Origin of the sequence: Hallerella succinigenes, from assembly GCF_002797675.1 — a bacterium.
GTDB classification, from domain to species: domain Bacteria; phylum Fibrobacterota; class Fibrobacteria; order Fibrobacterales; family Fibrobacteraceae; genus Hallerella; species Hallerella succinigenes.
Genome location: NZ_PGEX01000001.1, coordinates 2,486,831 through 2,512,237, shown reverse-complemented (window position 1 = coordinate 2,512,237; position 25,407 = coordinate 2,486,831). Strand labels below are relative to the sequence as shown.

General features: G+C 47.8%; 27 protein-coding genes and 1 pseudogene. 11 read left to right on the top strand and 17 right to left on the bottom strand.

Annotated features, from left to right (window positions below; genetic code table 11):
* Nucleotides 1-6: 6 nt before the first annotated feature.
* From BGX16_RS11525 to BGX16_RS11515, 3 genes are read right to left on the bottom strand one after another with little or no spacing between them, the layout of a single operon-like run.
* Nucleotides 7-282 carry a hypothetical protein gene (locus BGX16_RS11525; RefSeq protein ID WP_100426161.1) on the bottom strand — a complete coding sequence of 92 codons (276 nt, stop codon included), beginning with the start codon at nucleotides 280-282 and terminating at the stop codon, nucleotides 7-9.
* Nucleotides 283-314: 32 nt separating this feature from the next.
* Complete coding sequence (locus tag BGX16_RS11520; protein WP_100426160.1) at nucleotides 315-1,451, bottom strand: FISUMP domain-containing protein; 1,137 nt, start codon at nucleotides 1,449-1,451, stop codon at nucleotides 315-317.
* An 18-nt stretch (nucleotides 1,452-1,469) separates the two neighbouring features.
* The gene (locus BGX16_RS11515; RefSeq protein WP_157798017.1) at nucleotides 1,470-1,883 is read right to left on the bottom strand and encodes a hypothetical protein; all 414 of its coding nucleotides are present in this window, start codon (nucleotides 1,881-1,883) and stop codon (nucleotides 1,470-1,472) included.
* A 101-nt stretch (nucleotides 1,884-1,984) separates the two neighbouring features.
* On the opposite strand from BGX16_RS11515, the gene BGX16_RS11510 reads away from it, so the two are divergent.
* Nucleotides 1,985-3,571 carry an ATP-binding protein gene (locus BGX16_RS11510; RefSeq protein ID WP_100426158.1) on the top strand — a complete coding sequence of 529 codons (1,587 nt, stop codon included), beginning with the start codon at nucleotides 1,985-1,987 and terminating at the stop codon, nucleotides 3,569-3,571.
* A 224-nt stretch (nucleotides 3,572-3,795) separates the two neighbouring features.
* Nucleotides 3,796-5,007 carry an ATP-binding protein gene (locus tag BGX16_RS11505; protein WP_198514917.1) on the top strand — a complete coding sequence of 404 codons (1,212 nt, stop codon included), beginning with the start codon at nucleotides 3,796-3,798 and terminating at the stop codon, nucleotides 5,005-5,007.
* 106 nt (nucleotides 5,008-5,113) lie between these two features.
* On the opposite strand, the gene BGX16_RS11500 is transcribed toward BGX16_RS11505, so the two are convergent.
* From BGX16_RS11500 to BGX16_RS11490, 3 genes are all read right to left on the bottom strand, one after another.
* Nucleotides 5,114-5,599, bottom strand: coding sequence for a PIN domain-containing protein (locus tag BGX16_RS11500; protein WP_100426156.1), 486 nt, complete (start codon nucleotides 5,597-5,599; stop codon nucleotides 5,114-5,116).
* Nucleotides 5,596-5,883, bottom strand: a complete 288-nt coding sequence (locus tag BGX16_RS11495; RefSeq protein ID WP_100426854.1) for a UPF0175 family protein — start codon at nucleotides 5,881-5,883, stop codon at nucleotides 5,596-5,598. The genes BGX16_RS11500 and BGX16_RS11495 overlap by 4 nt, the downstream gene beginning before the upstream one ends.
* A 352-nt stretch (nucleotides 5,884-6,235) precedes the next feature.
* Nucleotides 6,236-7,399, bottom strand: coding sequence for an ATP-binding protein (locus BGX16_RS11490; protein WP_100426155.1), 1,164 nt, complete (start codon nucleotides 7,397-7,399; stop codon nucleotides 6,236-6,238).
* Between the two features lie 288 nt (nucleotides 7,400-7,687).
* Between BGX16_RS11490 and BGX16_RS11485 the strand changes: the two genes are divergently transcribed.
* Entirely contained in the window at nucleotides 7,688-7,975 is a 288-nt protein-coding gene (locus tag BGX16_RS11485) for a type II toxin-antitoxin system RelB/DinJ family antitoxin (protein WP_100426154.1), read from the top strand.
* Complete coding sequence (locus BGX16_RS11480; RefSeq protein WP_157798016.1) at nucleotides 7,929-8,243, top strand: PIN domain-containing protein; 315 nt, start codon at nucleotides 7,929-7,931, stop codon at nucleotides 8,241-8,243. The genes BGX16_RS11485 and BGX16_RS11480 overlap by 47 nt, the downstream gene beginning before the upstream one ends.
* 247 nt (nucleotides 8,244-8,490) lie before the next feature.
* Here the strand turns inward: BGX16_RS11480 and BGX16_RS11475 are convergent, their stop codons facing one another.
* Both BGX16_RS11475 and BGX16_RS11470 read right to left on the bottom strand, forming a co-directional pair.
* The gene (locus tag BGX16_RS11475) at nucleotides 8,491-8,931 is read right to left on the bottom strand and encodes an LEPR-XLL domain-containing protein (RefSeq protein ID WP_100426152.1); all 441 of its coding nucleotides are present in this window, start codon (nucleotides 8,929-8,931) and stop codon (nucleotides 8,491-8,493) included.
* A gap of 47 nt (nucleotides 8,932-8,978) precedes the next feature.
* Nucleotides 8,979-9,716 carry an FISUMP domain-containing protein gene (locus tag BGX16_RS11470; protein ID WP_157798015.1) on the bottom strand — a complete coding sequence of 246 codons (738 nt, stop codon included), beginning with the start codon at nucleotides 9,714-9,716 and terminating at the stop codon, nucleotides 8,979-8,981.
* 22 nt (nucleotides 9,717-9,738) lie between these two features.
* Here BGX16_RS11470 and BGX16_RS14705 point away from each other — a divergent pair, with 22 nt between their 5' ends.
* Nucleotides 9,739-10,272, top strand: coding sequence for a hypothetical protein (locus tag BGX16_RS14705; RefSeq protein WP_157798014.1), 534 nt, complete (start codon nucleotides 9,739-9,741; stop codon nucleotides 10,270-10,272).
* A gap of 28 nt (nucleotides 10,273-10,300) precedes the next feature.
* Here BGX16_RS14705 and BGX16_RS11465 read toward each other — a convergent pair whose 3' ends face one another.
* From BGX16_RS11465 to BGX16_RS11450, 4 genes are all read right to left on the bottom strand, one after another.
* A complete protein-coding gene (locus BGX16_RS11465; protein WP_157798013.1) occupies nucleotides 10,301-11,521 on the bottom strand; it encodes an FISUMP domain-containing protein in 1,221 nt (406 codons plus the stop codon).
* Nucleotides 11,522-11,727: 206 nt separating this feature from the next.
* Entirely contained in the window at nucleotides 11,728-13,158 is a 1,431-nt protein-coding gene (locus BGX16_RS11460; protein ID WP_100426149.1) for an AAA family ATPase, read from the bottom strand.
* A gap of 159 nt (nucleotides 13,159-13,317) precedes the next feature.
* Nucleotides 13,318-13,443, bottom strand: a complete 126-nt coding sequence (locus BGX16_RS15295; protein WP_157798012.1) for an LEPR-XLL domain-containing protein — start codon at nucleotides 13,441-13,443, stop codon at nucleotides 13,318-13,320.
* A 53-nt stretch (nucleotides 13,444-13,496) separates the two neighbouring features.
* Nucleotides 13,497-14,243 carry an FISUMP domain-containing protein gene (locus BGX16_RS11450; protein ID WP_157798011.1) on the bottom strand — a complete coding sequence of 249 codons (747 nt, stop codon included), beginning with the start codon at nucleotides 14,241-14,243 and terminating at the stop codon, nucleotides 13,497-13,499.
* A gap of 79 nt (nucleotides 14,244-14,322) precedes the next feature.
* Here BGX16_RS11450 and BGX16_RS14700 point away from each other — a divergent pair, with 79 nt between their 5' ends.
* Nucleotides 14,323-14,835 carry a hypothetical protein gene (locus BGX16_RS14700; RefSeq protein ID WP_157798010.1) on the top strand — a complete coding sequence of 171 codons (513 nt, stop codon included), beginning with the start codon at nucleotides 14,323-14,325 and terminating at the stop codon, nucleotides 14,833-14,835.
* Between the two features lie 60 nt (nucleotides 14,836-14,895).
* Nucleotides 14,896-16,494, top strand: a complete 1,599-nt coding sequence (locus tag BGX16_RS11445) for an ATP-binding protein (RefSeq protein WP_100426147.1) — start codon at nucleotides 14,896-14,898, stop codon at nucleotides 16,492-16,494.
* Nucleotides 16,495-16,577: 83 nt separating this feature from the next.
* On the opposite strand, the gene BGX16_RS11440 is transcribed toward BGX16_RS11445, so the two are convergent.
* From BGX16_RS11440 to BGX16_RS11420, 5 genes and pseudogenes are all read right to left on the bottom strand, one after another.
* Nucleotides 16,578-16,673, bottom strand: a complete 96-nt coding sequence (locus BGX16_RS11440) for an LEPR-XLL domain-containing protein (RefSeq protein ID WP_157798009.1) — start codon at nucleotides 16,671-16,673, stop codon at nucleotides 16,578-16,580.
* A gap of 28 nt (nucleotides 16,674-16,701) precedes the next feature.
* A complete protein-coding gene (locus tag BGX16_RS11435; protein ID WP_157798008.1) occupies nucleotides 16,702-17,742 on the bottom strand; it encodes an FISUMP domain-containing protein in 1,041 nt (346 codons plus the stop codon).
* The gene (locus tag BGX16_RS11430) at nucleotides 17,739-18,467 is read right to left on the bottom strand and encodes a nucleotidyl transferase AbiEii/AbiGii toxin family protein (RefSeq protein WP_100426144.1); all 729 of its coding nucleotides are present in this window, start codon (nucleotides 18,465-18,467) and stop codon (nucleotides 17,739-17,741) included. Before BGX16_RS11430 ends, BGX16_RS11435 begins: the two co-directional genes overlap by 4 nt.
* A 535-nt stretch (nucleotides 18,468-19,002) precedes the next feature.
* Nucleotides 19,003-19,140 (bottom strand): annotated as a pseudogene (locus BGX16_RS15290) (ATP-binding protein); the annotation flags it as partial.
* A 68-nt stretch (nucleotides 19,141-19,208) separates the two neighbouring features.
* A complete protein-coding gene (locus BGX16_RS11420; protein ID WP_241899551.1) occupies nucleotides 19,209-19,556 on the bottom strand; it encodes an FISUMP domain-containing protein in 348 nt (115 codons plus the stop codon).
* 204 nt (nucleotides 19,557-19,760) lie between these two features.
* Between BGX16_RS11420 and BGX16_RS11415 the strand changes: the two genes are divergently transcribed.
* Genes BGX16_RS11415 through queC form a run of 4 tightly spaced genes read left to right on the top strand, consistent with a single transcriptional unit; the run spans nucleotide 19,761 to nucleotide 25,397 of the window.
* Nucleotides 19,761-21,611: a DNA topoisomerase IV subunit B gene (locus BGX16_RS11415; protein ID WP_100426142.1), complete on the top strand. Its 1,851-nt coding sequence runs from the start codon at nucleotides 19,761-19,763 to the stop codon at nucleotides 21,609-21,611.
* Entirely contained in the window at nucleotides 21,611-24,184 is a 2,574-nt protein-coding gene (locus BGX16_RS11410) for a DNA gyrase/topoisomerase IV subunit A (RefSeq protein ID WP_100426141.1), read from the top strand. The genes BGX16_RS11415 and BGX16_RS11410 overlap by 1 nt, the downstream gene beginning before the upstream one ends.
* Before the next feature lie 12 nt (nucleotides 24,185-24,196).
* Entirely contained in the window at nucleotides 24,197-24,682 is a 486-nt protein-coding gene (gene queF, locus BGX16_RS11405) for a preQ(1) synthase (protein ID WP_100426140.1), read from the top strand.
* 16 nt (nucleotides 24,683-24,698) lie between these two features.
* Complete coding sequence (queC, locus tag BGX16_RS11400) at nucleotides 24,699-25,397, top strand: 7-cyano-7-deazaguanine synthase QueC (RefSeq protein WP_100426139.1); 699 nt, start codon at nucleotides 24,699-24,701, stop codon at nucleotides 25,395-25,397.
* The last annotated feature ends 10 nt before the right edge of the window (nucleotides 25,398-25,407 follow it).

The window sequence follows — 25,407 nt, the reverse complement described above, 5'->3', positions numbered from 1 at the left end:
ATCCCACTAGGCGGCTAGGACCGACAACAATGTTACCTTATCAACACTGACGATTTCTCCATCCTGCCTTACATTGCCAGACAAACCGGCATCAGGATCATTCAACTGCGAGGCAATTTGATTTTGCAGGGTATTAAATTTATGCACTGCATCAGAAATAACACCATTAAACAATGCAGAAGCGGCGGTATGTATTTCATCATTCCACTGATTTCCGTCCATCATGTAACGGCGTTCAAGAGATTCCATCTTGTACGGATTGTTTTTTACGTTCTTGCTCATGCTATTTCTCGGTAAGTTCTAAGGTTTAAAAGTTATTTCAAGATTGTTTTATCATAATCAAGGACGCATCGTATATACATAAATGCATCTTTTTCACCTGATGATATTTCAAATCGAACAGTATTGTCGACCATAGCGATTGCAATATAATTTCCTCTCTTATTATTAGATTTGTACTCTTGCGGAAGCCAAAAAAAAGCTTGATGGTCTTCGTATCCTTCATCTCCATAAGGCAAGATGCTCAACCCATACGAATTGTGCCCCTTTTTCTGCGGCCACACGGCATGCGAAAGGAGTGTATAACTCATATCGATTCCGTTATAGTACGCAATATGTTTCCACTCAGTCTCGTCCATCACATGCCAACCCGTCGGGCATACCCCCTGAACTTTTTTGCTAAGGTCAATATTACACTTGGGGTTTTCCGCAACGCCCACGCTGTCACACACCTTGGGGAGTCCCATCGCTTCGCTCCAGGTGTAAAGTGCACCAAAGTAGTTGTCGCAGTACCAGGGGTCATCCTTGTAGCAGCGTTTCTCTACCTTACTATCATCAAAAACCTTTCTGGTGCTGTCAATCGTTATTTCTGCGTAGTTCAAATTCTGAGCCATCACGGTAATGGTGGAGACTCCGTCATAGTCATAATAAATGTTGGCGGTCTTATAAACCTTTTTGTCACGATCGTCCGTAAAAGTTCCATGAACATATTCAGAACCAAAAACACTATCCATGTTAGGGTAAACCTTGGGGTTAATAATTTCTACAATAGAATCAACAACCCATTGGTTATTTCGACATGTAACATATCCTGTATCAATTTCGGATATTACAACCTTCTGCTCATTTTCCTCACAAATTCGAATTTCACCACCCAAACTTATGTTCACATTTTTCTGGCTCGAAGAACTACTTGTTCTATTTTCCTTACTTGAAGAAGACTTGCCTGTTTTAGCATCATCCGATGATTCATCACCCTTCTCAGCAGAGGATTCAATCTTTTTATCAGAACTACTCAATTCGTCATCACAATCTTTACAAATAGAGGATGAAGAATCAACAGCGGCATTTTCATCCGGTCCATTGCTAGAGGCTGACGACGAATCATCACAGCCCCAAAGGCCTATTCCGCCAAACACGGCTAAGAAAAGTAGTGTCTTGAACTTGTTCATCTTTTGGTACTCCTGTTATTAAACTTTCGTTTCGCCCTTGTCGCCCATGTTGTCCGGGTCAATAGAGAGCAGGGCTTGAATATCCGCAGCGCTCAGCGGTGCAGACTGTTGTATTTCAAAATTTTTCTGTGGGTTTATTATCAAGTCCTTGTTTACAGACTTGACTGTTTCGCCGGAATCATCTGCCACATATAGCCCCGTCTCGGGGTTACGGACAAACTCCGTGTTGGCAAGCTGCTTGATGCTCGCCCTGGTCAAGAAGTCAGCGTCGTTCGGGGTCACATTGACTGGCCGTTCTATCTCGCCAATCACCGCCGGGGCCTCGATAACCGCTTCGGGCTGTTCAACGCCACCCGGCAGCACGATGTCGCCCGGTGCGCCATCCATCATCAGGGCGCAGGCAAAACTGCGAATCAAGAACAAGAAACTCACTGGCGGTACCTCGCTATCTCCGAAATATAGCACAATCCCAACCAGCCTACGGCACCCCCATCGGGGAGTAATGCCCGCCGAAAAAATTGTATTTTGTTACCATGGCGTTAAAGAGATTTCCCATCGGTGTGCAGGATTTCGCGGTGATTCGCGAAGACGGCAAGTATTACGTTGACAAAACCGACTTGATCTATAAATTGGTCAAAGCGGACAGGTATTTCTTTTTGTCCCGTCCGCGCCGTTTCGGGAAATCGCTGCTGGTCAGCACGCTGCAATACTATTTTGAAGGGCGCAAGGACTTGTTCACTGGCCTCGCGATGGAGAAACTCGAGACCGAGTGGAAAAAGTACCCGGTGTTCAAGTTGAGTTTCGCGGGGAACAAGTTCATTACCGAAGAGGACCTGGCAGATACGCTCAATTTGAAGCTTGGCGAATGGGAACGCCAGTATGGGCTTGTACCGTCCGACAAGTCGGCTTGGGGTGTGCGTTTCGAGTTGCTTATCAAGGCTGCTCATGCAAGCACAGGCATGCCCCCTGTAGTGCTTGTCGACGAATACGACGCCCCGCTGCTGGATTCCATGGAAAATCCGGAACTCCAGCTCACGCTCAAGAACGAGATGCGCAAGCTGTTCAGCCCGCTCAAGGATTTGGGCGGCATCCTCCGCTTCGTGTTCCTCACGGGCATCAGCAAGTTCAGCCAGCTCTCGATTTTCAGCGAGCTCAACAATTTGAAGGTCATCACGATGAACGATGACTACGCGGCCATCTGCGGAATTACGAAGGAAGAAGTGCTGACCCAGATGCAGCCCGAGATCCAGGCCCTCGCAGACAAGAACGGCTTGACCTATGACGGTGCATGCGAGGCGCTAACGCGCCAGTACGACGGCTACCACTTCAGCAAGAACTCGCCGGACGTGTTCAATCCGTTCAGCCTTATCAATTCGCTAAGTGATGGAGAACTTGCCAACTACTGGTTTTCCACGGGAACGCCGACGATTCTGACCAGGCTCATGCGCAAGTACAAGGTGGACCCGACGCCTTTCGATACCGGTTTCGAGGCAACTCTTGACATGTTCGACGCACCGACGGAGACTGCCAAGAACCCTATCCCGATGCTGTACCAGAGCGGTTACCTGACGATAAAATCTTCCAAACCGGGAAGTCGTTTTGTGCTGGGATTCCCGAACGACGAAGTCCGCCTCGGGTTTTTGAAGGCCCTGATGCCCTATTATGCAATGGACGATGTTGTTCAAAACGACTCGTTCCTGTTACGTTTTGTCGATGCGCTTGATGACTGCGACATCGAACAGGCTCTCACCCTCATGAAGGCGTTCATGAGCGGCATCCCCTACGACACGGAGCGCCAGGACGAAGCCCATTACAAGACAATCTTCTTCCTTACGTTCAAACTGTGTACGCCATACGTCGTGCGTACCGAGGAACGCAGTGCCGCAGGCCGTGCCGACGCCGTAGTGGAAACCGCCGGCGCCGTTTATGTATTCGAGTTCAAGCTGGACAAGTCGGCCACCGTCGACGACGCGCTGAAGCAAATCGACGACAAGGGCTACCTGATTCCATATTCCGTCACGATGGCCAAAGACGGCAACCCGAAGAAGTTATTCAAGATTGGTGTTACGTTCGACCAGGAAAAGCGCACCATCGGCGAATGGAAGGTTGTGGAAGGGTAACCAACAAGTTTGGCCCTTCCTTGGGCGTTCCCCGGCCCCAACTTGTCATCCCCGCTATACGATACTTGGCAACTTGTTGCCATAGTAGAGTTATCCTCTTTGGGGAGAACATTTTGTCTCCTTATAAAAAAGGTGAATTCCGGCAAATACGCCGTCTAAAAATTAGTGGATTTAGGCATTTTTACGAAAATAAAACTTGTGATTTTGGGCAAAATAGGCTATATTTGGCTCAGAGAGGTAAATACATTCTCATTGACTTTTCGAAGGCTTCTTCGGAAATTATGGCGCTGTTCGACGACCTTTCGAACCTGGACTACATTTTTCTGCGGCTCAAAATTGCCTACCAGGTTGAACTGGAAGAACGCAAGTCCTGCATCGTTTTCGACGAGATCCAGTTGTGCCCCAAGGCAAGGCAGGCCATCAAGCACCTTGTCAAGGACCACCGCTACGACTACATCGAAACAGGCTCGCTCATATCCATCAGGAAGAACGTAGAAAAAATAGTCATTCCAAGTGAAGAAACCCGAATGGAACTTTTCCCGCTAGATTACGAGGTGTTCCGTTGGGCTCTAGGCGACAGGGCCACCGCTAACCTGCTCAGGGAGGCCGTCGCCAAAAGAATCCCTCTCGGTAACGGGGTGCACCGGAAACTGATGCGGGACTTCCGGCTGTATATGCTTGTGGGCGGCATGCCGCAGGCGGTTCACGAATGTATCCGGTCGAACAGTTTCAAGATGGTCGATTCGGTCAAGCGCGAAATCATAGAACTTTACGAAGACGACTTTTCCAAGATCGATCCAAGCGGCCGAGCCGCAAGCCTGTTCGACGCAATCCCCGCACAGCTTACCGGCAACGCCAAGCGCTATCAGGTCAGTTCGGTGCTACCCGGCACCAAGGCGGACCGCATTGAAGAAATCGTTGCGAACATGAGTGATTCTTCTACCATCGCACTCGCCTACCATGCAAACGACCCGAATACAGGCCTCGCCATGAACAAGAACATCAACTTTTACAAGATGTTCACCGCCGACACGGGGCTTTTCGTAACGCTCGCCTTCAAGGACAAGGACTTTACGAACAACATCATCTACGAGAAACTCCTGTCGGACAAGACCAGTGCCAATCTGGGATACATTTACGAAAACGCCGTCGCACAAATGCTGCGTTCCGCAGGCCACGAACTCTATTACTACGCATGGCCCAAGGAGAACACGAACAGCAATTACGAGGTAGATTTTATCATATCGGAGAAAAGTAAAATCTGCCCCATCGAAGTCAAGTCGTCGGGCTACAAGTCGCATGCATCCCTTGATGAATTCTGCAAGAAATATTCACGCCGCATCGGTCGCCGCATTCTCGCTTACACAAAAGATTTTATGGTTGACGGGAAAACAGACTGCATTCCCGTTTACTGGATTCCATTTTTGCAATCCTAACATCTTGGGCGTTTCCCGGCCTGGGGCCGGGTCGGGTGCTGCTCGCCGAGCACGCTCGGCTCATCGAGCCGGCCAACGCCTCATCCCCGCAGACCGTCAATCAATTTTACAAGGTTTCAATCAACTTCTTGAAAAGTCGCTCACCGATATGCCGCCCGCTGGAACGCAGGATTTCCACAGCCTCGCGAATTTCATCGGCAGAAATGAAACCCTCTTTATAGGCGGCACTGAAAACGCCTATTGTCCCCATTATATTGAAACCGATAGATTTTGCGACATGCCTCGCGCGAATCTCGTCAACAAGCAACAAGTCGGCTTTCAACCTGTCGGTAAGAACCAGAGCCTCGCTCTCGCCAAGGTCAAGCCCCGTAGTCCGCCTAAAAAGGGACACTTCTTGTGGGTTGACATCCTGAATTTTGATGAATTCGCATTCCTGAATTTCGGACGCCTCTTCAGCAAAATCGGGGTTTGCCGTCAGTTCGTCGAAGACTCCTTGAGGAATATGGACAGCCCCAAAAAGACGTTCCAGCAAATCAAGGCGACGAATTTTAAGGAGGGAAATAAGTGGCGTGGTATCGGAGACGACAATCATACCTGTGCGGCCTCTTTGGCTTTCAGGCGTTCATAGGTTGCAACGTCTTCTTCTACCTCGCTCCAGTCCATGTCAAAATAAGCGAACCCCTCGTTGGCGTAAAGTTCAATAAGTTGCCACTTTGTGATGCCGAGGATTTCCGCGGCACGACCATGCGAAATGGTCTCGTTCTTCACGAACGGATGCAACAACAGGGCCAACTGGACAAGTTCGCCATCTGGCTTCGTCGCTATATACGGTTTCATAGCCACGGGAACCTTAAGCTGGACCGTTGTCATTTCCATAGGGGCCTCCGTCATCAATATATATTTTTTTAATCCTCCTCCAAAATATACCTTTCTTTGCACAAAGAAGCAAACACCCCATTTCATATATTCGGGAATATATAAGGACAATAACCTAAATCTGTTTTCTTATGGGCGTTCCCCGGCCAAGGGCCGGGTCGGGTGCTGCTCGCCGAGCACGCTCGGCTCATCGAGCCGCTACGCGTCTCGCCACAATGGTGCGACGCCCCCTAACGCGATTTCAGTGTGTAGTGTGGGGTGTGGGATGTGGGATGATTATTTGACGGCAGCCATAAGTAGGCGCGGTTTGGGACATATAGACGTTTTCACCTAACAAAACAGAACAAGGGAATCAAGGTATTTCCCAAGGGCGGACATGCAAAATTCCGTTATTCGATGGCAGCCGGAACTCATCCAACGACACAACAAATTTTGGATAACTGTCCCTGATTTTTTCCAGCGGAGCGTATTCTCGGGCAATGGTCGACTCGCCCTCCATCTTATAGGCAGCCTGGATGTAAATGCGCGCGTCGTTCCTGATTGCGACAAAATCGACCTCGCTCCCATCCAATTCCCCGACATACACATCGTAGCCACGCCTGCGAAGTTCCAGATAAATGGCATTTTCAAAAAGATAACCCATTCCATACCCAAAACCCGCATACAGGTAATTGTGGAACGAAAAATCGTTCATGTAGTATTTGGCAGGACCGGACAGCGAATCCTTGCCACGAATGTTGAAGCGCGGACAGGAATGTATCAAGAAGGCGTTTTCCAAATACCCCGCATAAGTCGAGACAGTCTCGTAATTTGTTTTCCGCCCTTGCCCCTTAAGGCTCTTGACCACATTCGTGAAAGAAATCAAGTTCGAGGCATTATTCGAAAGAAAGACAAAAAGATCGTTCAGCAAGGTAGCGTCCTTGATTCTGTAACGCTGCACGACATCGCGAAGCATCACGGAATCCTTCAGACTCTCGACATAATTCCGTCGCATTTCCTCCGAATCAAGGTTGAACAGTTCGGGCAGGGCCCCATGCTGGACATAATCCGTAAAAGACGACGCATCCTGCGGCTTGCCGGTCAACTCGCAAAACTCGCCAAAACTGTATGGAAACACTTCAAACCGGACATATCGGCCCGAAAGCATGGTTGAAAGTTCCCCGGAGAGAATATCCGAATTGGACCCGCTTATGAATACTTCGCAAGGCTCGGCAAAATCCTGCGAACGGGCGTTCACAAATCTTTCCCATCCATCGATATACTGGATTTCGTCAATGAAAAGATAGGTCCTGCCTTGGGGCGAAAAACGGTTCTTGTAAGCAGCGTAAAGAGACTGCAAGTCCTCTGCGGATTTTATGGCGGAGAATTCAAGAAATTCCTTGTTGATGTATAGGGTGTTCTCGGCGGGAACTCCGCCTGCAACGATTTGCGACAAGACCTGCCGCAAAACGAAACTCTTTCCGACACGACGCTGCCCGACAACAACCTTGACCAGGTTGTTTCCGACACTTTTCATGACTTTTTCCTGATAAATATGCCGATTAAAGCCCAAAAACGGGCTATTTCCACCCCATAAGTTGTATTTGGATATAGAATCAATAATTTCAATCACATCTTAAAATATATATAATTTTATCAAAAATTTCAAACGTATTTGAAATTTTCACAAAACTGAAATGGGCTAATTTCTCCGTATTTTTTGAGAAAATTAACCTATAAAGCCTTACAAATTATATATTAACATTAAAGTCACTTGCATTTACAAAGAATACATTTGTATATTTTGTAAATACGGAGGTATGCCATGCAGAGCACATTGCTACAAGTCAGGGTGGACGAAAAGACCCGTTCCGCAGCAGGGAGTATTTTCGAAAAACTCGGCATAGACATGCCGACAGCCGTCCGAATGTTCCTTGCCCGCACCATTCTCGAAAACGGCATTCCTTTCAGCATGAAACTCCGCCCGCCCGCACCCGACGATGTCCTTGAAGCCATGAAGCAGGCTTCGCAGTCCGCCGCCAATGCAGGAGTCGCCGACATGTCCCTTGAAGAAATCAACGCCGAAATCGCACAGGCGCGGGCAGGCAAATGAAGTCCTATCGCGCAAGAAGTTTCATTTTCCAACAGAAACCGTCGATTTCTTGATTTCTCGCCTGAAATCCATCGGCGTGAACCTTGCTGCCGTTGAAACTCTCGTTGGCGATTTTCCCGATCCGAAAGATGCGGTGTTTTTCGAGGTCGCCATGGAGAAGAACAAGACCGATGAAACTTTTCTGGTCACGGGCAACCAGAAGCATTTTTCGCAACACCCGAAAGTCGTCACCCCTGCGGAAATGCTGAGAATTCTGGACAACCTGTAGTCTGCCTAATGTAAAAAACAGGGCGTTCCCCGGCCAGGTCCCTGAACCTGCCGAAGGGCCGGGTCGGGTGCTGCTCGCCGAGCACGCTCGGCTCATCGAGCCGCTACGCGTCTCGCCACAAAGGTGCGACGCCCTCCCCTAAAGGGGACCATAGCCACTAAGCAGTAGAACTGCAAGTGGCTGGAGGCCTAACGCGATTTCAGAGTGAAGTGTGTAGTGTGGGGGTGTGGGGTGTGGAATTATCCCACTAGGCGGCAAGGGTATTAAAATTCAGCTTGAGTGTATCATTATCTGATGCGCTAAAAACGGGATTTTCAATATTTGACGGCAACTGACCAGGAAGATTCGTGTTCAATCCAGAAACTAGTACCGCCAAGGGGACAGATGTTGTCCCATCGGGCAATGCATCTCTATAGTTCTCGAATGCCGTAGATACCAAAGACCGTATATTTGAGCCGACACCAGAAAAATATGCAGAAGCAGAATCAAGAGACTCATTCAAGCCAAGTCCAGACAACCGCAAATCATCAACTTCATTCAAGGCACTTTCAACTGTAGTTGAAACATTGGATATATTGTCCCCAAAGTCATCTAAAACAACATCCGCATTCATCATCATGCGAGGTTCTAAAGATTCAATCTTGTAGTTAAATTCACCGATTCTCTTTTTATAGTTGTTTTTAGTCATATTTCAAGCCCTTTGACATGTTGAGATTAAAGAGTTCTCTTACTTTTTCATTTGTTTATTTTTGCACAACGAACAGAAAAACCATGTGTCTTATTTGCATCTTGAGATGCTATAGCAGTAGATGTTTTATTTTGCCGACCAGAGAACGATTTCACATTGATGTCACCACCTCTTATAGCCTCTTCTGGATAATGCCAATATGTAATTTCTTTCAAATTTCTAAACCCATAATTCCAAAGATACCCTGCCCCCATCAAACTGTATCCACTAAAATTCATGCCACCAAAATTCGTACTTCTAATATCCTCAACATCATTTTTATTACCATCAGCATGCACAATCACATATATATCATCATAAGTTAAAAGTCTCCATCCATCTGGGCAAATTCCCTGATGGTTTGGCTTAATAGAGTCAGCACAACTCTTGGTGTTGCATTCGCTCGACAACTTCATCGCTTCTGCCCACTGGTAGAGTCCGCCATATTTCTGGCAATTCGTCGTATCATTGTCATAACAATACCGTTCTATCTTGGAATCGTTATTTTGGTCCTTATCGCCATCAACCATTTCGCCAACATTCAGGTTTTCAGCCATAACTGTGACAGACGCGGCTTCATCATTTTGATTTGTACCATTGATTGTTAGATAATAGTAGGACCTTCCTTCGTATGTAAACTGCTTATAAGCCCCTGTAAGTACACTATCCGAATTAAAAGCCTTCATATGATTATAAGGCTTATACTCACTGCTACTAGAAGCAACCGATGAAGAAGACTGTTTCACAGAAGAACTACTACTTTGGTTCTTGCTTGAAGACGAGTTCTCCGATGAACTAGACGTATCCTTCTTGCTGCTAGAAGAATCATCTGACTTCACAGAACTGGAACTCTTGGAATCAGAAGAAACTTTTGTTTCTTTTGCGGAACTGCTAGACTTATTCTCACTACTCGATGACTTGTCCTTTTCGTTGGCTTCTTCGCCTGATGACTTTTTATCAACCGCCGACGACGATTCAGAATCAGAAGACTCTACAGATGAACTGGAAACACCTGTTTCATCGGAACTAGCCGACGACGAGTCGTCACAGGCGGAAAGGGCGAAGGATGCCGCGAGCACCGCCACCCACAAGAAACCAAGACCCTTGACACGCTTCATACCATTATCTCCTGTAAAAATTTTCACCACCCACAAACCAAGCAATGTGAAATATGGAATGTGGAATTTATACCGCAAAATCCATCATCAAACGAGGTTCAAGGGGTTCAACACGGTAGTTGTTTTGGTTATTATTTTTGCCATTCTTCTTGTTGAGTTTGGACATACGGTTTCCTTTCTCTGAAATTGACATGATAAATTCTATACTTCAGTTAATTTTCCGGTTTGTAATCTTTTACACAACGAACAGAATAAGCATTTTCTTTGACAGCAACTCGTTGTAAAGAAAAATCATCACCTAAACGAGGAACATATATAAAAGAAGCTTTTTGACTATTTTCTTCATCTTGCTCTGGCCTCCAGAATCGGGCCCCTTCACCCAAATCGGAAAAACCACCTTCAGACGGGACAAATCGACCCGCAGGCAAGATGGAAAAACCAGACTTGTTTAAACCAAAATAAGTCGGTTTCAAAACAAAGACATAGGAACCATGGGCACTAGCGACGCTCGATATGCCAGCTCTTTCCCAAAGAAGAGCCCATTCACCTTCATGCATAACATGCCAACCTTCATCACATATACCCTTATGAAAAACATCATGCTTCGATAAAGATCCCTTCGGGTAGTCATAATTGGAAGGGCAATCGTCAGAACCAATGGAAGCGTTATTGCAAGCGGCGGGGAACTTCATTACCGTATTCCATGAGTACAAGCCACCAAAACCGTGTTCGCAATACCAAGGGTCATTATCATAGCAATACTTTGTCGAATCACCCTGTTGCTCACTAGACTGAACCATCTTGCCAAAGTTTAGATTTTCTGCAAAAAAAGTAAGGGAGTCTACACCATAGTATCCATATTTTATCGTAATCGTCTTGTAGGTTACCCCATCACGAGAGTCCGTATGAGTTCCATACTTTATATCAGAGTTAAACTGATTTGTCATATCGAAATAACTACTGCTAGAAGCCGCAGAACTGGACGAAACTTCAATCCAATAGCCATCCGTGCAAATATACGTAACACCAGTAAACGCCACCATTTTGGTCTTCCCTTCTTTTTCGGGAGGACATATCGATAAAGATGAACTAGAATCATCCGACTTTACAGAGCTGGAACTCTTGGAGTCGGACGAGTTCTTTGTTTCTTTTATTGAACTACTAGACTTATTTTCACTACTAGATGACTTGTCTTTGGTTTCGTTTCCCGACGACTTCTTATCAATCGAAGAGGAGGACTCTTCGGTGGAATCAGAGTCCCTTACGCTTGAAGACGATTCAACAGCGGATGTTTCATTGTTATCACCACTTGCCGACGACGAGTCGTCACAGCCCCAAAGGGCGAAGAATGCCGCCAACATAAAGATGGTTAGAGATTGCTTCCCCTGAAACAAGTTCAGGGTCGCAATGACACGCTGGAAAGACTTTTTCATAAAACATCCCCGTCTATAGTTTATTTTGTTAAATATAGGCAATGCCACTGCCAAAGTCCATACCCCCCCATTATAAAATTTAGAAAACAAGACAAAAGTCCAGAATAACGCAGAAAAACAACTTTTTTCAAGATTTTCTATCAGAAATTTCCTATATGACTCAAATTGAGACATATAGGAGTTATAACTTGCCAAATGTAGGCATTTTATGGTAGATTTGGCGAATTATACAAGACATCCAAAGTGATTGATTTTGGAATCTGCCTGGCGCAGGAATTGGGTTTTAGACCGAGCGATGTCACGAAGGTAAGCATCGGTGACTTGCGGGTCTTAGAGGATTCCTTGAACAGCTTGACTTTTTCAAGGAGTTCCGTCAAGTAATGCTGCGTGACTTCGTAGGGGCTGGTCGAAAACTTCATTTCACAGATGTTGATGACGTTGTCGATGCGGTCGATCAGAAGGTCGAATTGTGCGCCGTCTTTCCCCGTATATATCCAGCTACAAGGGGCACTTTCTATTCCAGAGATTCCGAGTGCGTTCAGGATTTGCGGATAATGCTGAAGGCACAGCATTTCGAATGCGTAGCCGCACCAACTGTTGTATTCAGGCTTACCCTGGATTTGCAGCCATTGGTTGCGGCGACCCTTCGCCCGTTTCGCGAGGAACCTGAAATAGAAAAGCGTGTAGAAATCGACGAGTTGAATCAGTTCGTCTTTGGTCTTCTTGCCAAAGGGACTATAACGTCTGATGAATCCGCAATTTTCAAGATCGTCCAAGGCCTTGGACACGCCCCCGCTACTCTCGACCGAAAGTTCCTTGATTAACGTATTCCTGGTTATCCCCTTTTTCTTTTGAGCAAGAACTTCTACGATGGCAATGTATTTTTCGGAATTGCGGAACAACGCGTGATACAAGTTGTGAAATTCGTTGCGGAGTTCGCCATCTTCGCCGAACAAAAGTCTGTCCACATTCTGTGCAAGGCTTTCGCCTTTGTCCAGGAGTTTCAAGTAATACGGAATCCCCCCAAAAACCATGTAGAACTGAGCGATTTCAAAACGGTCCATGGTGAAATTTTTTGCCTTCAAAAATTCTTCGCATTCGCCAAGGGTGAACGGAGAAAGTTTTATCTGGTGCGTTACGCGGTTATGCAGACCACCCTTGTTGTTGATGAGCTTGTTCATCATCCACGACGTGGCAGAACCACAGACAATCAACTTTATGGTCGGGTCATCGGAGGCCCACGAATTCCAGAAATGTTCCAGGGCGCTTACAAAGTCAGACCGTGCGGTATCGAACCACGGCAGTTCATCAATGAAAATGATTTTCTTGGTTTTACGCAATTTTGAGAGTTCGTCGCGCAAGAGATTGAACGCGTCAAACCAATTTTTGACGGTTGCCTTCTTTGAAAAATATTGCGAAAAGGCGTCCGTAAAATTCTGCAATTGCTTTTTGAGATCGGAATTGGCCAACCCCGTCATGTAAAAAGAAAAGTTTTTTTGGAAAAGGCCCTTCACGAGATAAGTCTTGCCGACTCGCCTACGACCATAGACAGCGACAAATTCAGCTTCGTCGCTATCGATGAACCTGTTCAACAGGGATATTTCGCGTTTTCTGCCAACAATCAGTTTTTCGGACATAGGATCTCCCTATACTTTACCAAATATATATAAAAGCACATGGATTTGGCAAATTATACGACATAATTCACCAAAAGTATCTTTTTTATGATAGATTTGGCAAGATAACGCGGTTTTTAAGGCAGTATTGCCATTCGGATTTGATAATCCGTCGGCGGGTTAGTCGGAGTCCTTGAGGCAACGAACAGAAAGATCAATCGGGGCATCAGCACTCATCATATAGCGAGGTTCTAAAGATTCAATTGTATAATTCTGATTTTTTTTGTTTAGCTTTTCCTTGGACATATTATCCTCTTTTTTTAATAAGCTCTTTTTCCGCATTTCCTGTGAATTACAATTTACTCATCCATCACACATCTAACAGAAAAGCCTTGTTTTTTAGGAGTATTTGATATAGGATTTGATTTTGAAGTTCGATCTTGCCACGAGCCCTTTGACCATAATGCAAAATTTTCAGGATTTTCCTCAGGATAATGCCAATAAGTTCCCTCATTTAAATTTACGAAAGTATTGTCCCAATTGTAACCAGCCCCGACAAGGCTATACCCTGTGGTATTGTAGCCACCAAAGCCATATGCAGAACGGGTTCCCTCAACACCATGGGTATTTCCATCGGCATGAACAACAATATAAAAGTCATTGTATGTAAGCAGGCGCCATCCGTCGGGACATATTCCCTTGTGATGATATGTTATAGTATCATATTGATCCCGACAATCTTTTTGGTTACAATCGCTAGGCAATTGCATCATCTCTGCCCATTGGTAAAGTCCACCATAGCGGTCACAATTTGTCGTATCATTATTATAGCAATACCGCTCTATCTTATCATTATCTTCCTGATTTTTCCTTCCACGGACCATTTCGCCAATATTCAAGTTTTCTGCCATAACTTTAATCGTAGCTTTTCGACCGGCAGTATCTTTTCCGCTTATCTGTATATAGTAATACTCTCGATTATTTCGTCCATCGACAAACTTCACATAATCACCATTACGCCAATGTGTTCCATCAAAAGGCTCTGTCCTATCAAACGGCACATATTCGCTACTACTCGAAGCAACTGACGACGAAGATTGTTTCACGGAAGAACTAGATGACCCTTCAGAACTGTTGCTTTGCTTTTCACTCGAAGACGAACTAACCGACGAACTGGACTTGTCCTTGTTGCTGCTGGATGAGTCATCGGACTTCACAGAACTGGAACTCTTGGAATCAGAAGAGACTTTTGTTTCTTTTGTGGAACTACTCGACTTAGTGTCACTACTAGATGACTTGTCTTTGGTTTCGTTACCCGAAGACTTCTTGTCAATCGAAGAGGATGACTCATCCAAATCAGAAGTTTCTACCGATGAACTGGAAGTACCGGTTTCGTCGGAACTTGCTGATGACGAGTCATCACATGCCGAGAACGCAAGCATTGCAAAAGCAACAGCGCTCACCAAGCCGAGTTTCTTTATCGTTTTCATTATCCATTCTCCTGTTATTAAACTTTTGTGTTGCCCTTGCCACCCACACACCAATCACCGCCGGGGCCTCAACAACGGCTTCGGGTTGTTCAATGCCGTCCGGCAACACGATGTAGCCCGCTGCGCCATCCATCATCAGGGCGCAGGCAAAACTGCGAATCAAGAACAAGAAACTCACCGGCGGTACCTCGCTATCCCCGAAATATAGCACAATCCCAGCCTGCCTACGGCACCCCCATCGGGGAGTAATGCCCGCCCTGCCGAAAAAATGTATATTGTTGCCATGGCGTTAAAAAGATTCCCCATCGGCGTGCAGGATTTCGCGGTGATTCGCGAAGACGACAAGTATTACGTTGACAAAACCGACTTGATCTATAAATTGGTCAAAGCGGACAGGTATTTCTTTTTGTCCCGTCCGCGCCGTTTCGGGAAATCGCTGCTGGTCAGCACGCTGCAATACTATTTTGAAGGCCGCAAGGACTTGTTCACTGGCCTCGCGATGGAGACACTCGAGACCGAGTGGAAAAAGTACCCGGTGTTCAAGCTGAGTTTCGCGGGGAACAAGTTTGATACATTGGAATCCCTGCAAATTTCCCTCGACAATATGATGGCCGCATTCGAAGAACTGCTGGGCATCAAGAATATGGCGAAGTTTGAATGGGGTGTCCGATTCGGCAATATTCTCCAGGCGGCCTACAATGCTACGAATACTCCCCCTGTGGTGCTTGTCGATGAATACGACGCCCCGCTGCTGGATTCCATGGAAAATCCGGAACTCCAGCTCACGCTCAAGAACGAGATGCGCAAGCTTTTCAGCCCGCTCAAGGATTTGGGCGGCATCCTCCGCTTCGTGTTCCTCACGGGCATCAGCAAGTTCAGCCAGCTCTCGATTTTCAGCGAGCTCAACAATTTGAAGGTCATCACGATGAACGATGACTATGCGGCCATCTGCGGTATCACGAAGGAAGAAGTGCTGACCCAGATGCAGCCCGAGATCCAGGCCCTCGCCGACAAGAACGGCATGACTTACGACGGTGCCTGCGAGGCGCTAACGCGCCAGTATGACGGCTACCACTTCAGCAAGAATTCGCCGGACGTGTTCAATCCGTTCAGCCTTATCAATTCGCTAAGTGATGGAGAACTTGCCAACTACTGGTTTTCCACGGGAACGCCGACGATTCTGACCAGGCTCATGCGCAAGTACAAGGTGGACCCGACGCCTTTCGATACCGGTTTCGAGGCGACTCTTGACATGTTCGACGCCCCGACGGAGACTGCCAAGAACCCCATCCCGATGCTTTACCAGAGCGGGTACTTGACAATCAAGAATTTTGATGGTTTCGCTTACACGATTGGCTTCCCGAACGAAGAAGTGCGTCTCGGCTTTCTGAAGGCGCTGATGCCTTATTACGCGATGGACGACGTTGTTGACAACGACATGTTCATGCTCCGTTTCACGAAGGCGCTGCGGAAAGGTAAAATTGATGACGCGATGACTCACATCCGCGTGTTCATGAGCGGCATCCCGTACAATGCGGAACGCAAGGACGAAAACCACTACAAGACGGTGCTGTTCCTGATTTTCAAGCTGTGTACGCCATACGTCGTGCGTACCGAGGAATGCAGTGCCGCGGGCCGCGCCGATGCCGTCGTGGAAACTGCCGATGCTGTTTACGTTTTCGAGTTCAAGCTTGACTCTTCCGCGACTGTGGATGATGCGTTAAAACAAATCGACGACAAGGGCTACCTGATTCCATATTCCGTCACGATGGCCAAGGACGGCTCGCCGAAAAAGTTATTCAAGATTGGTGTTACGTTCGACCAGGAGAAGCGCACCATCGGCGAATGGAAGGTTGTGGAAGGGTAACCAACAAGTTTGGCCCTTCCTTGGGCGCTCCCCGGCCCCTACGCAGACGCAATGTGAAGTGTGTAGTGTGGGGTGTGGAATGATTATTCGACTGCATCCATCATCAGGCGAGGTTCAAGAGCCTCAATACGGTAGTTGTTCTTGGTGGACTGCTTGACAGATTTCTTTATTTTTTTCATGTTCATTTTGTAATCTTACTTATAAATTTTATTTTGACTTAACACAACGGACGGAAAAACCATGTATCTTTTTCGTTGAATATTTCGCAAAACTATTTAAGGACTGCCCCGTAAAGGAGTCCGAAGCCTTTGTTGCTGGAGAATCTGCATCTTCTTCTGGATAGAACCAATACACCGCTTCTCCTATATTCTTAAATCCATAATTCCAGTTATACCCCGCACCCACAAGGCTATACCCAGTGGTGTTGTAACCGCCGAAGCCCTGGGCACGAGCCCCTTCTATTCCATGTTCATTTCCATCAGCTTTGAGAATGACAACGAGGTCGTCGTAAGTGAGCAGACGCCAGCCGTCGGGGCAAATTCCCTGATGATTCGGCTTAATGGAGTCGGCACAGCTCTTACTATTGCATTCGAACGGAAGGTTCATCATCTCCGCCCACTGGTAAAGGCCTCCATACTTATCGCACTTGGTGGTATCATTATCGTAGCAATAGCGTTCAATCTTGGTGTCGTTGGTCTGGTCCTTATCACCATTTACCATTTCACCTATATTCAAATTTTCGGCCATCACCGTAACAGATGCGCCATCCTTGCCGTTAATCGTCAAATAGTAGTAACTACGTCCATTACGCGAATCAGAAAACTTCTGATAAGCGTTGCTATTCAAACTATCTGCCAAAAGAGGCCCTGCATGATTATAGGGAATATATTCGCTACTAGACACGGGTATCGAGGAACTGCTGGACTTTGCGCTGGAGGAGGACGCTGGATTCTCTGGTTTCGTCGAGGATGACGAGGTAAAAGAACTGCTTGATTTCACGCTCGATGAAGAAGACTTCGCAGAGTTGCTACCGGACTTCGCACTGGATGAGGACTCAGCATCCTTCGCACTGGATCCCTTTTCTTCGCTTTTGCCTTCGACGCTCGAAGATGATTCGACATCGTCCGCTTCGCTAGAAACTTCCGGTTCAGGCTTTACAGGACTAGAGCTGTCATCGTCGCAAGCCGAGAACGCAAGCATTGCAAGCACAACCGCACTCACCAAGCCAATCTTCTTTATCGTTTTCATTTCATACTCCTGTCGTTCAAGCCGTTGTCCTTCAGGCAAAGCATGTCGGCGGTAATCATATCGATGTCCCGCTTGAACTCGGCAAAGGGCAATCCGCATTTCCACTTGATACTCTCAAACGCAGCCTGCGTTATTCCCTGCATGACCTGGGAAACATCTAATGGTTCTACGCCCAGTTCCTTTTCCCTGACTTCTTCAAAGACTTCCCGCCATTCGAATTTTTCGTTCAGGCATATCCGATGGATATCCACAATGTCCTTTGCCGACATCCTGAAAATCGCGGTCACCTTATTCGAAAGAATATTCCTGACAGAATCCGTCCTGTAGAACAGGTCCGTTTCGGTTATCTCGCCATAGTGCGCGGCGACATCGTTTACGAAATCGAGTTTCAGCCCCATCTGGAAATCGGGATGTCTTAAGACAAGGGTCCTGAAATCGGGAGACTTGACAAATCCCGTTTCGACACTCCAGTCATAGCCGGCCTTTCGAAGACCATCTAGAACGGCGTCGACATACTGATTGAAGGAATTGTCGTTGTTGACAAAGAAATCCAGGTCGTCTGAATAGCGGTGGCGGTAATACGCCCTGCTAAGCGCGGTTCCACCGGTCAGATACAAAGGTGTGCCGCAGTTTTTCACAATATTCAGAACCCCATCTTGGAGCCTGTACAGGTTCTCCTCGTAGAATTCCGAAAGCGAAATCGTATTTTTGCCTGAAGTCGCCATTGCGAAGCCCCCTTCGGACCTTTTCCGTATAAAGTTTTGCACAGTTTTCCGCCCCGCCCCACAGCACTACCAGGTTGTGCCACGGCACCCGCTCCAGCGAACGCAGGAACAGGGCTTCACGGGAGAAGCCCCCAACCGAAGACACCGTCCCGTCCACCAAGGGAAGGAGCGTCTCGGCACTCACGCTTGAATCCCAGCAAAGGGGTTTCAGGATGCTGATTTTCGACAAAGGCTGCGCCATACCGTCAATATAATTTTTTTACCCAGAATCAACAGGCAGAAGCAATGTGGAAACCAAGACCCTTGACACACTTCATACCATTATCTCCTGTAGAAATTTTCATCAATCAAATGAGCGCAACTTTTGGTATTACAACTATCATTGAAGCCCATCATTTCAGCCCATTGATAAAGCCCCCCCGTATCGGTCGCAATTCGTCGTATCGTTGTCATAACAGTAGCGTTCTATTTTATCGTTATCCGATTGTTTTTCTGAACCGTCAACCATTTCACCCATACAATGGCGATTTTTCGTAGAGGGCAACATCTCGCAGGATTTCACAAGATACGGGAACTCGTCCAGGCAGAGCGTAGAGCCCTTCGCGCACCTGTAGTTGAAAGCCCTAAAAAGCGACTCCCAGTCGGGGTAGGTGACTGAATCAAAGCCCTCGTACCGGGTTTCAACAAGGTGGACTTGCCCAACCTGCGACGGCCACTTACCCGCCGTTGGCGGTTGGCAACCTAGTCCTTGAGGCAACGGACAGAGAACCCGGTGTAATTATCGCCGGTGCCGTCCAGGCTCGCGAAGTCGACGTCGTAGCCCAAGTACATGCAGTACGCGTTTAGGGACTTGTCCTCCGTAGAACTCCAGAAGAACGCGTAGTCGCCCTCGTATTTGAAATCCCCATTGTATCTCCTGTAGCCGGCAGGCAACGCCGAGAAACCGAAAGCATCCGTGCCGTTGCCGCTCACGCCTTTGAGGCTTCCCCAGCCGCTGGTGGACTTGAGGGCGGTACCGGCTTTCGAGTCCACATCCGTCCTAAATCTTTTTAGAATCGTGAAGAATCCACCACCGAAGGCGTAATTCATATGCATTTACGATTAAGTAGTAGTTATTCAACAACATGCATAGAACTCATTTATAGAATCAAATTTTCACTGCACACGAGTGCACTATTTTGAATTTTTATTATATTTGGTCTGTATTTTGGACCGAACCCGCAAGTTCGTTCCCGAATTTTACTCATTTTTGCACGCTTTGAATTCAATTAGACGATTTAGGTTCAAAAATTTATGGCAGTAAGATATACAGAAGACAATATTAAATCGTTGGAATGGCATGAACATATTCGGATGCGTCCGGGTATGTACATCGGCAAACTCGGGGACGGCCAGAGCCCTGACGACGGTATTTATGTGCTCGCAAAGGAAATCATCGATAACTCAATCGATGAATTCGTGATGGGCGCCGGCAAAAAAATTGAAATTACGATTGAAGACCGTGAAGTCCGCGTCCGTGACTATGGGCGAGGAATTCCTCTCGGTAAAGTCGTGGACTGCGTTTCCAAGATGAATACCGGTGGCAAATACGATTCCGAAGCGTTCCAGAAGTCTGTCGGTTTAAACGGCGTCGGTACCAAGGCTGTGAACGCCCTTTCCGACAAGTTTATCGTCCAGAGTTTCCGTGACGGCAAGTGCAAAAAGGCGGAATTCAGCAAGGGCGTCCTCATCAAAGAATACGGGGAATGCAAATCGGACGAAAAGACCGGTACAGAGATCATCTTTACGCCGGATGCGACGATTTTCAACAAGAATTACCGTTATCTTCCAGCTTACATGGAAGAAAAGATCTGGAACTACGCCTATCTGAACACAGGCCTTACCCTGGTGATGAACGGCAAGGTTTACACGAGCGAAGATGGCCTTCTCGATTTGCTCAAGGGCCGTGTCGACGACACCCTCCGCTATCCGATTGCCCACCTAAAGACGAAAGATATCGAAATCGCCTTCACGCACGGCAACCAGTACGGCGAACACTACTTCAGCTTTGTGAACGGTCAGCACACTACCCAGGGCGGTACCCACCAGCAGGCTTTCCGCGAAGGCTTTGTGAAAGGCGTCCGCGACCACTTTAAAAAGGACCTCGATCCGTCGGATATCCGCAACTGCATCATCGCTGCTATCGCCGTCCGCATCCAGGAACCGGTTTTTGAATCCCAGACCAAAACAAAGCTCGGCAGCACCACGACGGCTCCGGGCGGTCCATCTCTCCGCACCTGGATTGTCGACTTCGTTTCGACCGAAGTGGACAATTACCTGCACAAGTATCCGGAAGCGGAAAAGGCTCTCCTTACCCGCATCCAGCAAAGCGAACGCGAACGCAAGGATATCGCAGGCATCCGTAAACTCGCCAACGAACGCGCCCGCAAGGCGAACCTGAACAACAAAAAGCTTCGCGACTGCAAGGTGCATTTAACAGATGCCAAGAATCCGGTTCACAAGGAAACCATGATCTTCCTGACCGAAGGTGACTCTGCATCGGGTACACTGACCAAGGCGCGCAACGTGCAAAACCAGGCTGTCTTTAGCCTTCGCGGTAAGCCGCTCAACAGCTTCGGCCTTACCAAAAAAGTCGTTTACGAAAACGAAGAATTCAATTTGTTGCAGCACGCGCTCGACATCGAGAACGGTTTGGATTCTCTCCGTTACGATAAGGTCATTATCGCGACCGATGCCGATGTCGACGGCATGCATATTCGACTCCTTTTGATGACGTTCTTCCTGCAGTTCTTCCCGGAACTCGTGGAGCAGCGCCACCTTTACATTTTGCAGACCCCGCTTTTCCGCGTTCGCAATTCCAAGAAGAACAAAGTTCTTTACTGCTACGACGAAACGGAACGTGACGAAGCCGCCCAAGTTCTCGCCGGCAAGGATTTGGAAATCAGCCGATTCAAAGGTCTTGGTGAAATCAACCCGGATGAATTCCGCCAGTTCATCGGTGAAACGATGCGCCTCGAAAGCGTTGTTTCACCTCCAGACGCTTCTCTTGGCAAAATGCTCGGCTACTATATGGGCAAGAACACACCGGAACGTCAGAACCGCATTGTGCAAAACCTACGCGCTAACGCGGTGGAGGAACTGTAATGAGTGATATCGAAGATAAGTACGCAAACGCTCCCGAAGCCGACGTCAAGAGCGATACCGCGATTCTCGGACTTTCGAACGCGAACCATTTGGAAAAGCTTTACGACGGCTGGTTCCTCGACTATGCGAGCTATGTGATTCTCGACCGTGCCGTTCCGTATTTTGAAGACGGTTTGAAACCGGTGCAACGCCGTATTCTGCACACGCTCTCCGAAATGAACAACGGTCACCTGATCAAGGTGGCGAACGTGGTCGGCGCGACAATGCGCTACCATCCACACGGAGACTCATCCATCTATACAGCCCTTGTCGGTCTCGGTCAAAAGGACTTGCTGATCGATACGCAAGGAAACTGGGGAAACCCGCTAACAGGCGACGGTGCCGCCGCAGGCCGTTATATCGAAGGCCGTCTTTCGCAGTTTGCGCAAGAAATCCTTTTTAATCCGGAAACCACCGAATGGATTCCAAACTACGACGGTACCCGCAAGGAACCGGTCACTCTCCCGGCCAAGTTCCCACTGCTCCTCGCCCAGGGCGTGGACGGTATTGCAGTCGGTCTTTCGACCTACATCCTGCCACACAACTTTAACGAACTATGCGAAGCAAGCGTCGCCTATCTCAAGGGCAAAAAGTTCACGTTGTACCCGGACTTCTTTACCGGCGGTACAATCGACGTTTCCCATTATGACGACGGTGCCCGTGGCGGAAAGATCAAAGTTCGTGCGAAAATCGAAGTCCAAGACGCAAAGACCCTCGTCATCAGCGAAATTCCTTACGGCACAACGACCGGCTCCCTCATCGAATCGATTGTCGCCGCCAACGACAAGGGCAAAATCAAAATCAAGCGCGTGGACGACGACACCGCTCAAAACGTTGAAATCGTGATTCACCTTTTGCCGGGTTCCGAACCGCAGAAGATGATCGAAGCGCTTTACGCCTTCACGGACTGCGAAAAGTCGCTTTCTCCATGTACCTGCGTCATCATCGACAAAAAGCCTTGCTTTACCACGACCTCTGAACTTTTAAAGTTGAGCGTCGACCACACAAAGCATTTGCTCAAGTGGGAACTCGAAAATGACCTGAAACACTCGCAGGAAAAGTGGCACGCGACCAGCCTCGAAAAAATCTTCATCGAAAAAGAAGTCTACGAAGTCATGAAAAAGGCGAAAGACCACGACGAAATGATCCAGCTGATCGATGAAGGCTTAAAGCCGTTCACGAAAAAGCTCCGTCGCGAAGTCACGACCGAAGACATCGAAAAGCTCGTCGCTCTCCCGATGTCGAAAATCGCACGCTTTAACCGCAAAAAGGCCGATGAACTTTTGAAAAGCTTGGACGACCACATTGCGGAAATCCATGCCAATTTGGAAAACATCATCGATTATACCGTCGCCCACTTCAAAAACATCCAAAAGAAGTACGGAGCAGGCCGCGAACGCAAAACGCAGATCGCGGAATTCGGCAAGGTCGATGCAGTGCACGTCGCCATGGCCAACCAAAAGTTCTACGTGAACCGCAAGGAAGGCTTTATCGGAACCGATCTTAAAAAGGAAGAATACCTGTTCGACGTTTCCGAATACGACGACATCATCGTGTTCAAGAACGACGGTTCCTACAAAATCGTAAAAGTTTCTGCAAAGGACTTCGTCGGCAAAGACATCGTTCTTGTCGAAAAATTCAACAAGGACGACGAACGCCGCATTTACAACGTCATTTACCAAGACGGTAAAGACGGTCCGGCTCTTATCAAGCGCTTTAACGTCGGCGGCATTACCCGTAACAAAGATTACCCGATGGGCAAGGGCAAGCCGGGCACAAAGATTCTTTACATTTCTTCGAATGCCAACGGCGAAGCGGGAACGGTCAAGGTCGTTCTCAAGCCACGTCCACGCGTCAAGCTCAACTTCGAAGTGGACTTCTCCGAAGTCGAAATCAAGGGCCGTAACGCAGTCGGTAACATTGTGACCAAGTACCCGGTCCGTTCGATTAAAAAGGTAAGCGACGGCGAAAGCACGCTCGGCGCCAAGATCTTCTACTTCGACGCCATTTCCGGCATCGTCAGTACCCAAAAGAAGGGCGACCGCATCGGAGCCTTCGAAGACGAAGAAAAGCTGATTTCCATCCGCAACAACGGTATGGCAAAGCTCCACGAAATGAAGGATCCGATTCTTGTCGGCACGGATATTCTCTATCTTGGCAAGTACGATCCGAAGCGCGTCTTCACCGTTTTGTACTTTGAAGGCGAAAACTTCAATTACATGGTCAAGCGCTTTACGCTCGAAACCTGCCCGACGACGACCGAATTCAACATCCTTTCCGATCATCCGGATACCAAGATGATTGAATTCTTCTCAACGGAAGACGCCCGCGTGACAATGGATTATCAGTCCGGTCACAAGGTGGAACAGGAAGAACTCGATCTGACGGAACTCGCCGAAATCAAGACATACAAGGCTTTGGGCAGTAAGTTCACAGCCAAGAAGGTCAAGAGATTCACCCGAATCAAGGGCGCCGCCCATGAAGAAGAAAGCAGCGTCCATTCGGATTCCGAGTCCCCGGATCTCTTTGGATAAAAGGAGACTTGGATGAGCCGTTCCGAAAATGAACTCGAAGGCGTCACGTTGCTTGGCAATCAAAACACCAAGTACACTTACGATTACAATCCGAAGTTGCTTGAAAAGTTTCCGAACAAGCATCCCGAAAATGACTACATGGTGATGCTGAACTGCCCGGAATTCACTTCGCTTTGCCCGAAGACCGGTCAGCCGGACTTTGCCGACATCCACATCAACTACATTCCGGATCAATCCATTGTGGAATCCAAATCGCTGAAGCTGTATCTGTTCAGCTTCCGCAATCACGGCGACTTTCATGAAGACTGTGTGAACATCATCATGAAGGATCTGATTGCGCTCATGGATCCGAAATACATTGAAGTGGAAGGAGTGTTCATGCCGCGTGGCGGAATTTCGATATACCCGTTCGCCTGCTACGGCAAACCGGGAACCGTTTACGAAACCCGTGCAACGGACCGTCTTTTCGCCTCAATCGACAGACGTTCTCATAAGTAACTTTAGGAAGTCCAAAATGAAAAAAGCGATTGTCCTTTCTTCGGGCGGTGTGGATTCCTCCGTGTGTGTAGCCATGGCGGTTGAAAAATTCGGCAGTGAAAACGTGGCAACGGCCTCGATCTTTTACGGTCAAAAGCACGACAAGGAACTCAAAGCAGCGAAAGCAATCGCAAACTTCTACAAGCTTCCCCATTACGAGTTCGACCTTTCCTCGGTCATGCAGTATTCGAACTGCTCGCTCCTTTCCGGTTCCACAGAAAAAATTTCGCACAAGAGCTACGCCGAGCAGATCGCGGAACAAGGTCCTGACGGAAACGGAAAAGTTTCCACGTATGTACCTTTCCGCAACGGACTCATGCTGAGCGTGTGCGCAAGCCTTGCCCAGAGCCTCTTTGAAAAAGACGAAGTCACGCTCTACTTAGGCGCTCACGGAGACGACGCCGCAGGCAACGCCTATGCGGACTGCAGCACGGACTTTGTGAATACCATGGGAAAGGCGATTTCTATTGGAACCTATGGACTCGTGAAAGTCAAAGCCCCCTTCGCAGGAATGTCCAAAGCGGACGTGGTGAAAAAAGGTCTCGATTTGAAGGTCCCGTTTGAATTTACCTGGAGCTGCTACGAAGGCGGGGAAAAGCCCTGCGGAACCTGCGGCACGTGCATCGACCGCGCCAAGGCTTTTGCCGAAAACGGCGTTAAAGATCCAGCACTCTAAAAGATAATTG